This is a genomic window from Brevundimonas sp., assembly GCF_003248455.1.
Lineage (GTDB): Bacteria > Pseudomonadota > Alphaproteobacteria > Caulobacterales > Caulobacteraceae > Brevundimonas.
In genome coordinates this window covers 1-12,358 of the sequence record NZ_QFNM01000028.1, presented here as the reverse complement: position 1 = coordinate 12,358, position 12,358 = coordinate 1, and the positions used below count along the sequence as shown (strand labels likewise).

The 12,358-nt window shown below is 68.9% G+C and carries 11 protein-coding genes; 5 read left to right on the top strand and 6 right to left on the bottom strand.

Annotation, left to right across the window (positions count from 1 at the left end):
* The first annotated feature begins 90 nt into the window (after nucleotides 1-90).
* Genes DI624_RS11505 through DI624_RS11495 form a run of 3 tightly spaced genes read left to right on the top strand, consistent with a single transcriptional unit; the run spans nucleotide 91 to nucleotide 5,095 of the window.
* Entirely contained in the window at nucleotides 91-2,823 is a 2,733-nt protein-coding gene (locus tag DI624_RS11505; RefSeq protein ID WP_291538575.1) for an Rne/Rng family ribonuclease, read from the top strand.
* A 59-nt stretch (nucleotides 2,824-2,882) separates the two neighbouring features.
* A complete protein-coding gene (locus DI624_RS11500; RefSeq protein ID WP_291538573.1) occupies nucleotides 2,883-4,283 on the top strand; it encodes a M48 family metalloprotease in 1,401 nt (466 codons plus the stop codon).
* A 23-nt stretch (nucleotides 4,284-4,306) separates the two neighbouring features.
* Nucleotides 4,307-5,095, top strand: a complete 789-nt coding sequence (locus DI624_RS11495) for a thioredoxin domain-containing protein (RefSeq protein ID WP_291538571.1) — start codon at nucleotides 4,307-4,309, stop codon at nucleotides 5,093-5,095.
* 9 nt (nucleotides 5,096-5,104) lie between these two features.
* On the opposite strand, the gene DI624_RS11490 is transcribed toward DI624_RS11495, so the two are convergent.
* Nucleotides 5,105-6,826 (bottom strand): hypothetical protein, encoded by a 1,722-nt coding sequence (locus DI624_RS11490; protein WP_291538569.1) that lies wholly within the window; start codon nucleotides 6,824-6,826, stop codon nucleotides 5,105-5,107.
* 56 nt (nucleotides 6,827-6,882) lie between these two features.
* Nucleotides 6,883-8,139, bottom strand: coding sequence for an ectonucleotide pyrophosphatase/phosphodiesterase (locus DI624_RS11485; protein WP_291538567.1), 1,257 nt, complete (start codon nucleotides 8,137-8,139; stop codon nucleotides 6,883-6,885).
* Nucleotides 8,140-8,238: 99 nt separating this feature from the next.
* Here DI624_RS11485 and DI624_RS11480 point away from each other — a divergent pair, with 99 nt between their 5' ends.
* The gene (locus tag DI624_RS11480) at nucleotides 8,239-9,150 is read left to right on the top strand and encodes an ABC transporter ATP-binding protein (RefSeq protein WP_291538566.1); all 912 of its coding nucleotides are present in this window, start codon (nucleotides 8,239-8,241) and stop codon (nucleotides 9,148-9,150) included.
* Nucleotides 9,140-9,994, top strand: a complete 855-nt coding sequence (locus DI624_RS11475; RefSeq protein ID WP_291538563.1) for an ABC transporter permease subunit — start codon at nucleotides 9,140-9,142, stop codon at nucleotides 9,992-9,994. The genes DI624_RS11480 and DI624_RS11475 overlap by 11 nt, the downstream gene beginning before the upstream one ends.
* Here the strand turns inward: DI624_RS11475 and DI624_RS11470 are convergent.
* The 4 genes from DI624_RS11470 to DI624_RS11455 all read right to left on the bottom strand — a co-directional run.
* A complete protein-coding gene (locus tag DI624_RS11470) occupies nucleotides 9,966-10,883 on the bottom strand; it encodes a LysR substrate-binding domain-containing protein (protein ID WP_291538560.1) in 918 nt (305 codons plus the stop codon). The two genes, DI624_RS11475 and DI624_RS11470, sit on opposite strands and share 29 nt — an antisense overlap.
* Nucleotides 10,884-11,076: 193 nt before the next feature.
* The gene (locus DI624_RS11465; protein ID WP_291538558.1) at nucleotides 11,077-11,535 is read right to left on the bottom strand and encodes a GNAT family N-acetyltransferase; all 459 of its coding nucleotides are present in this window, start codon (nucleotides 11,533-11,535) and stop codon (nucleotides 11,077-11,079) included.
* Between the two features lie 89 nt (nucleotides 11,536-11,624).
* A complete protein-coding gene (rplQ, locus tag DI624_RS11460; protein WP_291538556.1) occupies nucleotides 11,625-12,041 on the bottom strand; it encodes a 50S ribosomal protein L17 in 417 nt (138 codons plus the stop codon).
* A 109-nt stretch (nucleotides 12,042-12,150) separates the two neighbouring features.
* Nucleotides 12,151-12,358 (bottom strand): DNA-directed RNA polymerase subunit alpha C-terminal domain-containing protein (locus DI624_RS11455; RefSeq protein ID WP_291538554.1); only part of this gene is annotated, 208 nt, incomplete at its 5' end.

Genomic DNA, 12,358 nt, shown 5'->3' with positions numbered 1-12,358 from the left:
CGCCGGCCCCTAGCTTCATTCGGCGAGCCGCCACGATCCGACCCGGTGTTCCGGGCCGGCCGGCCAGCGCGCGCCAGAGAGAGACCTTCAATGTCAAAGACGATGCTGATCGACGCGGCCCACCCGGAAGAAACCCGGGTCGCCATCGTGGACGGACGCCAGATTGAGGAGTTCGATTTCGAATCCCGAGCGAAGCGCCAGCTTCGCGGCAACATCTACCTGGCCAAAGTCACCCGCGTAGAGCCCAGCCTCCAGGCCGCCTTCGTCGAATACGGCGGCAATCGCCACGGCTTCCTGGCCTTCAACGAAATCCATCCCGACTATTACCAGATCCCCGTCGCCGACCGCGAAGCCATCATGGCCGAGCCGCAGGACGATGACGACGAGGACGATCTGGACCGCGAATCCGTCAGCGACGACGTCGATCCCGACGCCGCGCTGGCCGACGAGGAGCGTCTGAAGCGCCGGCTGATGCGCCGCTACAAGATCCAGGACGTGATCAAGCGCCGCCAAATTCTGCTGGTGCAGGTCGTCAAGGACGAGCGCGGCGCCAAGGGCGCGGCCCTGACCACATGGCTGTCGCTGGCCGGCCGCTACTGCGTGCTGATGCCCAACACGGGCAAGGGCGGCGGCATTTCGCGCAAGATCACCAACACCTCGGACCGTCGCCGCCTGAAGAGCGCCGTCGCGGCCCTAGACGTGCCGAAAGGCATGGGGCTGATCATCCGCACCGCCGGCGCCAAGCGCACCAAGGCCGAGATCAAGCGCGACTATCAATATCTGCTGCGCCTGTGGGAGACGATCCGCGAGACCACCCTGGCCTCTCACGCCCCCTCGGTCATCTACGAGGAAGAGAACCTGGTCCGCCGCGCCGTGCGCGACATGTTCGACAAGGACTTCGACGGCATCCAGGTCGAAGGCGTCGAGGGCTTCAAGGAGGCGCGCGACTTCATGCGCGTGCTGATGCCGGCCCAGGCCAAGAAGGTTCACCTGTATCGCGGCTCGCGTCCCCTGTTCGCCGCCAACGGCATCGAGGAACTGCTGACTCAGATCCACCAGCCGGTCGTGCCGCTGAAGTCGGGCGGCTATCTGGTGATCAACCAGACCGAGGCCCTGGTGGCCATCGACGTCAACTCGGGCCGCGCCACCAAGGAACGCAACGTCGAGCAGACGGCGTTCAAGACCAATATGGAAGCGGCCGTCGAGGCCGCTCGCCAGCTGCGCCTGCGCGACCTGGCCGGCCTGGTCGTGATCGACTTCATCGACATGGACGAGGGCAAGAACAACCGCGCCGTCGAGAAGGTGCTGAAGGACGCCCTGTCCAGCGACCGCGCCCGCATCCAGATGGGCCGCATCTCGCCCTTCGGCCTGATGGAGATCAGCCGCCAGCGTCGCCGCCTGGGCGTGATCGAGGGCGCCACCGAGGCCTGCCCGCATTGCCAGGGCACCGGCCGCATCCGCTCGGCCGAGTCCGCCGCCCTGATGACCCTGCGCGCGGTCGACATCGAGGCCGGCAAGAACGGCGCGGGCGTGGTGGTGCTGAAGGTCTGCACCGCCGTCGGACTGTACATCCTGAACCACAAGCGCGCCTATCTGCAGTCGCTTCTGGAGCGCCGCGGCCTGAACGTCATCGTCCAGATCGACGACAGCTTGGGCCAGGGCGAACACAATATCGAGCGCACCGAGACCAACGAGGACTTCGTCGCGCCCGAGGTCGAACTGCCCGACCTGGACGACGACTTCGACCCCTCCTTCTACGAGGACGAAGAGGACGACGAAGACGAGGAGATCGTCGCCGACGACGAGGACGAGGACGAGGATTCGCTGGAACGCGAGGACACCGACGACGACGAACCGCGCGAACGGTCCGAGCGTCACGACGGGAACGGCCGCGGCCGCAACCGTCGCCGTCGTCGCGGCGGACGTCGCGACGAAGAGGCCGTCGACGCCGTCAGCCTGGACGACGCCTCGGACGACGAGGAAGACGAGAACGGCCGCCGCCGGCGCCGGGGCCGTCGCGGCGGTCGACGGATGCGCGAGGATGGAGAGCGCGACGTCTACGCCTGGGTGCGCGGCCGCACGCCGTCTCTGGACGATCCCTACGTCTGGTTCGATCCGCTGAATCCTGGCCGGAGCGAAGGCCCGGGCGAACGTCCCGAGCGCGCCGAGCGTCCGGCGGCCGAAGCGGACGGCCAACGCCTGGAGGTCGCGATCGAAGACGTCAATGGCGACGGCGCCAACGAGGAAGGCGGACGTTCGCGCCGCCGTCGTCGTCGCGGCCGGGGTCGCGGCGTCGAAGCCGGCGCGGCGCACGAGATCAAGGTCGAGAACCGCGCCACCAACGAAGGCATGCCGCCCGACGGCTCGCCCGAGACGCCGATGGCCGTGATGGTCGAGGCCGCCGAACCGGCCGCGGAGGCCGTTACGGAAACCGCCCCCGAACTGGCGCCCGAGCCTCAGCGTCGTCGGGTGCGCCGCAAGACGGCCGCCAAGATGGAAACGGCTCCGGTCGAGACCGCCCAGACGCCGGCCGCCGAGACGCCGTCCGCCGAGGCCCATTTCGAACCTCACCCCGACACGGCCATCGAGCCGAACGAGGCGACGCTCGAAGGCGCCCCGGCGCAGCTGGACGTCACGCCTCAGGCGGGGCTGGCTATCGAACGCGCCATCGCCGAGGCGAAGGCGGCGCCCCAGCCCGCCGTCCTGGCCGAGCCCTTCGTCGCGCCCAGGCCGGAGATCGACGTGGAGGCCATCATCGCGGAGGATCCGAACCAGATCGTCGCTCCGCCCGAAAAGCCCAAGCGCGGGTGGTGGCGCCGCTGATCGGTCACGATTAGATTGTCAGGATGCAGGCGGGGGTCGGTCGCTATTGGAGTTCAGCCATGAGGTGGCTTCCCCGATCTGCATCCCGCCTTCTGGCGGCGGCGGCCACGGCCCTTACGGCCCTTTGCGTCGCCGGCCAGGCCTCCGCCCAGAGCCTGATCCGCGACACCGAGGTCGAGGGCATCGTGCGGGAATGGGCCGACCCGGTCTTTGCGGCCATGGGGCTGAACCCGTCGGACATCCAGGTTCTGCTGGTCAACGACGACGAACTGAACGCCTTCGCCACGCGCGGGCGGATCATGGGCGTCAACACCGGCCTGATCCTGCGCACCAAGACGCCCAACGAACTGCTGGGGGTGATGGCGCACGAGGCGGGCCACATCAAGAACCGCCACACCTTGCGCGACGGCGCCCAGAACGCCGGCAAACAACCGATGTTCATGACCATGGCCCTGGGCGCCCTGGCCATCGCGGCGGGCGCCCCCGACGCAGGCGTGGCCCTGTTGGGCTCCAGCCAGTATTTCGGTGCGCTGGGCGCGCTGCGGTATATGCAGGGCCAGGAGGGCGAGGCCGATCTGACCGGCGTCCGCGGACTGGAGGCGGCCGGCGAATCCGGGGCGGGCCTGGTGTCGTTCTTCGACAATTTCCGCTCGCAGGAGGTGTTTTCCGACGCCCGGCGCTATCCCTATTTCCGCAGCCACCCCCTGTCGTCCCAGCGTATCGAGACCCTGCGCCGCTATGTGCAGGAACAGCCGCACTACGATCATCGCGACAGTCCCGAACGGATGGCCCAGCACGCCCTGATCCTGGCCAAGATCCACGCCTTCATGGATTCGCCGAACGCGACGCTGCGGGACTATCCGTCCACCGACGACTCCCTGCCCGGCCGCTACGCGCGCGCCATCGCCTGGTATCGCGACGGCCAGACCGACAAGGCCCTGGCGGCGGTCGACGCCCTGATCGCCGGCGACGTCGCCAACCCCTATTTTCAGGAGTTGAAAGGCCAGATCCTGTTCGAGGAGGGTCGTCCGGCCGAGGCGGTCGCCTCTCACCGCGAAGCCGTGCGGCTGAAGCCCGACGCCCCCCTTCTGCGCATCAACCTGGCCCACGCGCTGATCGAAACCAACGACAAGTCCAATCTGGACGAGGCCATCGACCAGTTGCGGCGCGCCGTCGTCGCCGAAAAGGACAACACCATGGCCTGGCGTCTGCTGGCCCAGGCCTATGCCTCCCAGGGCAAGGAGGGCGAGGCGCGTCTGGCCTCGGCCGAATACTATTTCGCCGGCGGCGACGAGAAGCAGGCGACGCAGTTCGCCCTGCGCGCCCGCTCCATGCTGGACCCCGGCTCCATCGAATGGCGCCGGGCGGTCGATATCGTCCTGGCCTCGGGCGCCACGCCCGACGACCTGCGCGACCTTGACCGGCGCGACGCCGCCCGCCGGCCCACGACCCTGAACTGATCCTTGTTAGACTGCGAGCATCCATGACCGACGACGCCCCCGCGCCTGCGCCCGAAGCCCCGGCCGCGCACCAGCCCAGGACCGGCCTGCTGAGCGGCGGCCGCGCCGGCTATGTCGCCCTGGGGCTTTCGGTCGTCGCCCTGGGCCTGGCCGCCGCGCCCTATTTCAACGGCGGCGCGAACGTCCGCGCCTATCTGCTGGAGCACCCCGAGGTGCTTCAGGAGGCCAGCCTGGCGCTGCAGGCCAAGGAGGGCCAGGCGCGCGTGGACGAAACCAACGCCGCCGCCGCCGCCAATGCGGGCCTGCTGGCGCCCGACAGCCGCGACCCCGCCTTCGGACCGGCCGACGCCAAGGTGACGGTGATCGAATTCTTCGACTTCCGCTGCCCCGGCTGCAAGGCCGTGGCCCACGACTATCGCGCCCTGATGGCCGCCCACCCGGAGGTCCGCTTCGTCTTCAAGGACTGGCCCATCCTGGACCGGGGCGACGACGTCACCTCGCAATACGCCGCCCGCGCCGCCCTGGCCGCGCACCAGCAAGGCAAATATCTGGACGTCTACGACGCCCTGATGAACGAGCGCGCGCTGACCCCGGCCTCAATCGACGCCATCCTGGCCGCGAACGGCGTGGACATGACCCGCGCCAAGGCGGCCCTGGCCTCGCCCGAGACCACCCGCCACATCGCCGACATCCACACCACGGCCGCCGCCCTGCGCCTTCAGGGCACGCCCACCTTCTTCGTCAACGGCAAGGCCGCCGCCAGCATCGATCCGGCCGAGATCGGCAAGATGATCGAGGCGGCCAAGAAGTAAGGCCGCGCCCTAAGCCTCCGCCAGGGTCATCCGACCGCCGATCCATTCGACCCCCGCATGGCGCAGGGCCTCATTCGCGGCGGCTTCGTCGCCCATCGCCTGTTCGGCGCGGTAAAGGACGTAGTAGCTGTACGGATCGGCGGGCCAGTCCTTCAGCAGTTCGTCGATCTTGGCCCTGGCTCCGGCCGGGTCGCCATTCGCCAGGAGGGCCGCCGCCAAACTGCGGCGCGTCGGATACCAGATCAACGGCGGATCGCCGCCTTCTGGGTTCATGGCCTGGATTTCGGCGGCTCGGCCATAGGCGGCGATGGCGGCGGGATAGTCGGCTTGGATCATGGCCGCCCGGCCCTCCAGCACCTTTTGAAACAGTTCGGCGAAGCCGGCCTGGCGATCCGCCATCGGCCCCTTGAACGCCTTGTCGGCCAGCAGCGCCGCAATGCCCGCCGCCTCGGCCCGCACCGCGGGCGCATCGCCGCGACGCGCCGCCGCCTCGCCCCGCGCATAGCGCCAGCCCACCCGCATCAGCGGCCGCCCGGCGTCCGGTTCAGCCAGGGCCGCGACCTGATCCGCCGTGCCGAACCGGCCGTATAGCGCATAGGCGTCCGCCGCCATGATCTGGCGATAGATCCAATAGTCGTCCTCGCCAGCCTCGGGCGGCGCCAGCAGCTGCGGATAGGTCGCCATATACCAGTCGGCCAGTTCCAAACCCCGCTCGGCCCCGCCCGCCATCAGGGCGCCGCCCATGCCGAAATGGATGTTGTGGGCGTGCAGTCTCATGCCGCGAATGCCGCCGGGCGGGCCGACCAGTCGGTCGTAGTTCTTGTCCAGCGCCACGGCGTCGACGTTGGACATCATCGCGTCCTTGTAGCGCCCGACGCGATAGAAGGTGTGCGACGGCATGTGCACCAGGTGGCTGGCGCCCGGCGCCAGCCGGGCCAGCCGCTCGCCATAGGCCAGGGCGCGATGCGGGTCGTCCGACCATTCGGTCAGATGGATATACAGGTGGATGGCGCCGGGATCGTCCGGCTTGATCGTCAGGGCGTGCTCCAGGATCATCATGGCGCGCGTCACGGCGGGGTCGGCCGCCTTGCCGTCCTTGTCCCACCACTCGCCCTCGGGCTCAAGCATCCAGGCGTCGGCGGCGATGCTGGCGATGGAGACCTTGTCAGGATTGCGCTTGGCGATCCGATCCATGGCGCGGGCGAAACGCAGGGCGCGGGTCGTCTCCTCGCCGGAATAGCGCTGGATCAGGGCGTCGATCATCTGGCGCTGCACGGGTGTCGCATCGCGGGCCAGCCGACGCGCCTCGCGCGCGACGCGAAGGCCCGTGGCGATGGAGCCGGGGTCGTATCCGCCGCCGTTCAGATTCGGCCCTATGGCCCAGGCCTCGCCCCAGGCGCACATGCCGCACGACGGGTCCAACAGCCGCGCCTTCCGGAAGGCCCGCACCGATTCCGAATGTTCGAACGCCCAGCGCAGTCGAACGCCATAGTCGAACCAGGCCTGGGCCTCCGGCGTCTTGGCGTCGACCGGAAAGCCGTCGCTGCCGAAACCGGGAGCCATGACCATGTCCGCCGTGGGTCGAACCTCGCCCACGGCCCCGACGCGACCGCAGATTTGCGGATTGGCGATCAGGGCCAGGGTCGCCGCCGTCGCGGTGGCGTCGGCGACGGCGACCGGCGCCATCAGACAGGCCGCCGAAAGGGTCGCGACCCAAAGCCCCTTGCGCATCGCCGCCTCCCTGCCCCTGCGGCCGCCATTGTGCGCCGAAATCGCGCGTCCGCCAATCAGGGGGTCGTTATGGGAAGCGTATCCTGTGGCCGACCGTCGCCGGCGGGCGCCGCGACGCCCAGCATTCGCGCCAGGAACGGCTGCACGTCCACGCTGTCCAGATCGGTCAATCGACGCCCGGCGATCACGCCCGGCCCGTGCGCGATGAACACCGCCGCCATCTCCGGCGCCTGATTGTCATAGCCGTGGGCCCCGCCCGGACGGGTGACGGGTCGGTCGCGCGTGGCGGTCAGCCACCCGGTCTGGACCAGGCAGACGATCTGGGCCACGCGCGGATTCGAACCATAGACCAGCCGGGCCGGCAAATCGGCCTTGTTCCAGCAGTCCATGTGCGGATGGCGGCCGACCAGCTTCCGCTGCACCTCGGCCTCGCGTCCCGGCGCCGGATCGGCGGTCAGAACCGCGCCGCCATAGCCGATCCTCAGCGCCGACGGGTCGATGATGTCGTCGATCCAGATCACCCGGTCGGGCGAGGTCGCCGCCATGCCGTGATCCGACACCACGACCAGCAGCGTCCGCTCGTAAAGCCCCCTCGACTTCAGTCCCTCGACCAGGCGCCCGATCGAGGCGTCGACGGAGGCGACGGCCGCGCGCGTTTCCGGCGAATCCGGGCCATGCCGGTGGCCGGCGGTGTCCACGATGTCGAAATACAGCGTCCCCAGCCTGGGCCTCTTGTCCGCCGGCAAGTCCAGCCAGGACAGCACCCGGTCCACGCGCGAATCGCCAGGCATCCCCTGGTCGAACGGGGCCCATTGGCTGGGACGCACGCCATGGATTTCGACCTCGGAGCCCGGCCAGAACATGGTGGCGGTCCGCACCCCGGCCTTTTCGGCGCTGACCCAGATCGGCTCGCCCTGGTCCCAGAAGCCCGTCTCCTTGCTGGCCATGGTGAAGACGCCCAGCTGCGCGTCGGTGAAGCGGTTGCCGACCACGCCGTGATGGTCGGGATGCAGCCCCGTCACCAGCGTATAATGGTTGGGGAAGGTCACGCTGGGAAACGACGGCCGCATCGGCCCGAACGCGCCCCCGGCGACCAGGCCGTCCAGCACCGGCGTCTGGCCTTGGCCCAGGTAGCCGGGCCGGAAACCGTCGATGGAGATCAGGATCACCCGGTCCGGCGCCCCGGCCTGGACCGTCGTCGCCGCCGCGATCGGCGGCGTCTGGGCGGGTGGCGCGCCCGCACAGGACGACAGGGCCATCGCCCCGGCGACGAGCAGGCTGGCGACCAGGCCGGCGAGCGGGAAACGGGACATGGGCGAACTCCGAAACGACACGAAAACCTTGCCTAAACTTAATGCGCGACAGTCGCACGACGGCTTGTCGGAACGGCGTTCTCGCGCCAAGCTTGCGGCATGGACACCGTCATCGAAATCTGCGGCCTCACCAAGACCTATGGGGCGGTGAAGGCCCTCGACGGCCTGACCCTGTCGATCCCGCGCGGCGGGGTCTATGGCGTGCTGGGCCCGAATGGGGCGGGCAAGTCGACCCTGTTCCGCACCCTGCTGGGCCTGATTCGCCCGACCGAAGGCGACGCCACGGTCATGGGCGGCCGGGTCGGCGATCCGACATCGATGCGCCGCATGGGGTCGATGATCGAGACGCCGCGCTTTCCCCCCTTCATGACGGCGCGCCAGGTGCTGGTCTGGCTGGCCCAGGCCCACGGCGGCGTCAGCCGGGCCGAGATCGACAACTGGCTCCAGCGCGTCGGCCTGACCGAGGCGGCGAACCGCCGCGTGCGCGGTTTCTCGGTCGGCATGCTGCAACGGCTGGGCGTCGCCGCCGCCCTGATGACCAAGCCCGACCTGGTCATCCTGGACGAACCCACCAGCGGCATGGACCCGCCCGGCATCCAGGAGATGCGCGCCCTGATCCGCAGCCTGGCCGACAACGACGGCGTGACCGTGATCCTGGCCAGCCACCAGCTTCAGGAGGTCCAGCGCGTCTGCGACCGCGTGGCCATCTTCAACAAGGGCAAGGTCATCACCGAGGGGCGCGTTTCAGACCTGACCGCCTCGGGCCAGCGCCTTCGCCTAGCCGTCACCCCCTTGGCCAGGGCCATGGCCGTGCTGGGCGAACGCGCCACGCTGGACGGCGACGCCCTCCTGGCCGCGACGCCGCGCGCCGATGCCCCCGCCCTGATCAAGGCCTTGGTCGAGGCGGGCGTCGATATCGAAGAGGCCCGCTGGATCGGCGCCGACCTGGAAGACGTCTTCATGAGCGAAACCGGCTGGACCGGCGTGCAGGAGCAGAACCGTGCTGGCTGACGCGATCCGTTCCGAAACCTATCGACTGTCGCGCAACCGCACCGCCCTGTTCTGGAGCGTACTGTTCGTGCCGATCATGGGCGTCCTGCTGGCCACCGTCGGCTTCGTCGTCGCCAAGGCCAACGAGGCCAAGCTGGTCGGCAAGCTGCCGCCCGAACTGATGAAGGGCGGCCCGCTCGACCTGGGCCTGGCCCTGGTCAAGAGCGCCGGCGACTTCGCCAATCCCGCCATCCTGATGTTCGTGCTGATCGGGGCGGCCACCCTCTACGCCGGCGACTATCGCTGGGAGACCTGGCGGCTGATCAGCGCGCGCAACACCCGATCCAACCTGATCGCCGGCAAGGTCGTGGTGGCCGTCCTGGTGATCGTGCTGGCGACCTTGGCCGCCCTGGCGTCCGATGTGATCGCCGGCCTGATCCAGGCGGCGGTGTTCGGCCGCCCGCTCGCCTTCTCCATGACCGGCGGGGCCGCCGCCGATTTCGGTCTTCTGGCCCTGACCGGCTGGGCGCGCATCCTGCAGTTCACCATGCTGGGCCTGCTGGCGGCGGTCATGACGCGGTCCCTGTTGGCGGCCCTGTTCGCCCCCCTGGTGATCGGGATCGGCCAATTTTTCCTGCCGAACATCCTGCTTCCCATGGGCGTGACGCCGGACGGCTGGCTGCTGCCCCTGCTGTCGCCCGGCTTGGCGACCGACCTGCTGAAGGCGGTCATCGAAGGCGGAACGGCGGCCGACCTGCCCGACCATGCGGCGGCGAAGGGACTGCTTGGCCTCGGCCTATGGATCGGACTGCCCTTCGCGGCCGCTGCAGCCTGGTTCAACCGGCAGGATTTGTCGAAGGAATAGGCGGCGGCGGGCTGCGTTCGCCCTCGCGCGCCAGCCAGTCGCGAAAGGCGTCCACGGCCGCATCCCGTCGCCCCTCCGGCCGCAGGAAGGCGAACCAGGATGCTCGCTTCACAAAGCCGAACGGCGCCGCCAGACGTCCTCCCAGGATGTCCGGCGCGACGAAGGCCCAAGGCGCGATGGCCACGCCCAGGCCGGAAGCGGCCGCCTCGACCAGCGAATGATTATGGGCGAACTCCCGCTCGGGCGCGTCCTCGTCCAGCGTCACCCCCGCCAGGTCGGCCCACACCGTCCAGGCCTGGCGAAAGGTGGCCGAGCGCAGGCGCGGCGCAGCGGCGACCGCCTGCAAGGTCGGCAGCGCCGCCATCAGGTCCGGCGCGCCCACCGGCCCTTGGTGCTGACCCAGGAAGCGCGTGCTTTCGGTGCGGGGGTGACGTTGGTCCGGCTCCACGATGCGGATGGCGCCGTCGAACCGATCCCGGCGAAAATCGACCGGCAGATAGGATTCCGACAGCCGCACCCGGATTTCGGGATGGACCTGCGAGAACGCCGGCAGGCGCGGAATCAGCCATTTCAGGGCGAAGGTTCCCAGGCAGGAGATTTCGATCTCGCGCACCGTCTCCCCCCGCGCCTGGGCCACCGAATCGGCGATGGCGCCGAACGCGGGCGTCAGGCCGTCCACCAGCCGCCGACCGGCCTCGGTCAAGGTCAGGGCGTGACGCGGTCCGCTGACCAGCCGCACGCCCAATGTTTCCTGAAGCGCCGCGATCTGGCGGCTGACGGCCCCGTGCGTCACGCACAATTCGGCCGCCGCGCGCGTCATGCTGGCGTGGCGCGCGAACGCCTCGAAGGTTCTCAAGGCGTTCAAAGGCGGCGGCGCACGGCCCGTCATGTGACCTTCCCTCACATAGCCATCACCGCTTAATCGATTTCGCAGCCGGCGCCTATCGGCTTGAACCTTGGCGATGCCGCACCCGAACCCGCCGCCCCGACCGCCCCGCCTTTCTCGCCAGGATCAGATCGCCTATGGCCTGTGCATTCTGCTCATCTGGCTCATGGCCCTGGCGGCCGTGCTGGACGGCTAGCTAGAGCCGCTTTTCCATGAAGACGTCGGCGCGCGCATAGGGCGTCGGCCGCGCAGGCAGATGGACGAAGCCGAACCGTTCGTACAGACCGATGGCGGTCCTCAATCCGCTGTTGGTCTCCAGATAGAGGCGCTGGACGCCCGCTTCCCGCGCCGCCGCCTCGCAGGCCTCCAGCAGGCGCCGCGCCAGTCCCTGACCGCGCGCCGCCGGCGTCACCGTCATCTTGCACACCTCGGCCCCGTCCGCGATGGGAACCAGGGCGCAGCAGCCGACGGCTTCGCCGTTCTGCTCGACGATGAAGATGCGCCCGCCCCTGTCCAGAAAGCTGCCCTGGGGATCGTCGATGGCCGACCGATCCTTGGCCTCGATCTCGAAGCCGCCCTCGGCCAGCCAGGCGGCGTTCAGCCGCGCCCAGGCGGCGGCGTGTTCGGGGCGATAATCGACGATGACGGCGCTCATGACCGGCACATGCCCCATCCGCCCGCAAAGCAAAAGGGCGGCCGGATCGCTCCGACCGCCCTTTCGGCGTCTGGTCTTTCGACCAGGTCTTAGTCTTCGTCGCCTTCGTAGGCCAGGACCGAGCCGGAGTCCTTGCCCTTGGCTTCGACGTCGCGATCGACGAACTCGATCACGGCCATCGGGGCGTTGTCGCCGTGGCGGAAGCCGGCCTTCATGATGCGAATATAGCCGCCGTTGCGCTCGCTGTAGCGCGGGCCCAGCGTTTCGAACAGCTTGCCGACTTGCGGCACGTCGCGGACCTGGCTGATGGCCTGACGACGCGCGTGCAGATCGCCCTTCTTGGCCAGAGTGACCAGCTTCTCGACGAAGGGACGCAGTTCCTTGGCCTTGGGCAGGGTCGTGGTGATTTGCTCGTGCTTGATCAGCGAGGCGGCCATGTTGGCGAACATGGCGGTGCGGTGGCTGGTCGTGCGACCGAGTTTACGATGGGCGGCGCCGTGGCGCATCTGGGTCTCTCCTACTCCGGGCCCGGTATCTCCTGATCGGAGACCTAGACCCGTAATCTTCTAACCGCCCCGGCATTCTCCCCGAAAGGAGACGGGCGGAGGGTTGAACTTAGATCTGGTCGTCGAACTTCTTGGCCAGGTCTTCGATGTTTTCGGGCGGCCAGTTCGGCACGTCCATGCCGAGGCTCAGGCCCATCGTCGCGAGAACTTCCTTGATCTCGTTCAGCGACTTGCGGCCGAAGTTCGGGGTGCGAAGCATTTCGCCCTCGGTCTTCTGGATCAGGTCGCCGATGTAGACGATGTTGTCGTTCTTCAGG

Excerpts from the sequence above, each read along its gene's own strand:
- DI624_RS11505 (WP_291538575.1), top strand. The coding sequence starts at position 91 with ATGTCAAAGACGATGCTGATCGACGCGGCCCACCCGGAAGAAACCCGG.
- DI624_RS11500 (WP_291538573.1), top strand. The coding sequence starts at position 2,883 with ATGAGGTGGCTTCCCCGATCTGCATCCCGCCTTCTGGCGGCGGCGGCC.
- DI624_RS11495 (WP_291538571.1), top strand. The coding sequence starts at position 4,307 with ATGACCGACGACGCCCCCGCGCCTGCGCCCGAAGCCCCGGCCGCGCAC.
- DI624_RS11490 (WP_291538569.1), bottom strand. The coding sequence starts at position 6,826 with ATGCGCAAGGGGCTTTGGGTCGCGACCCTTTCGGCGGCCTGTCTGATG.
- DI624_RS11485 (WP_291538567.1), bottom strand. The coding sequence starts at position 8,139 with ATGTCCCGTTTCCCGCTCGCCGGCCTGGTCGCCAGCCTGCTCGTCGCC.
- DI624_RS11480 (WP_291538566.1), top strand. The coding sequence starts at position 8,239 with ATGGACACCGTCATCGAAATCTGCGGCCTCACCAAGACCTATGGGGCG.
- DI624_RS11470 (WP_291538560.1), bottom strand. The coding sequence starts at position 10,883 with ATGACGGGCCGTGCGCCGCCGCCTTTGAACGCCTTGAGAACCTTCGAG.
- DI624_RS11465 (WP_291538558.1), bottom strand. The coding sequence starts at position 11,535 with ATGAGCGCCGTCATCGTCGATTATCGCCCCGAACACGCCGCCGCCTGG.
- rplQ (WP_291538556.1), bottom strand. The coding sequence starts at position 12,041 with ATGCGCCACGGCGCCGCCCATCGTAAACTCGGTCGCACGACCAGCCAC.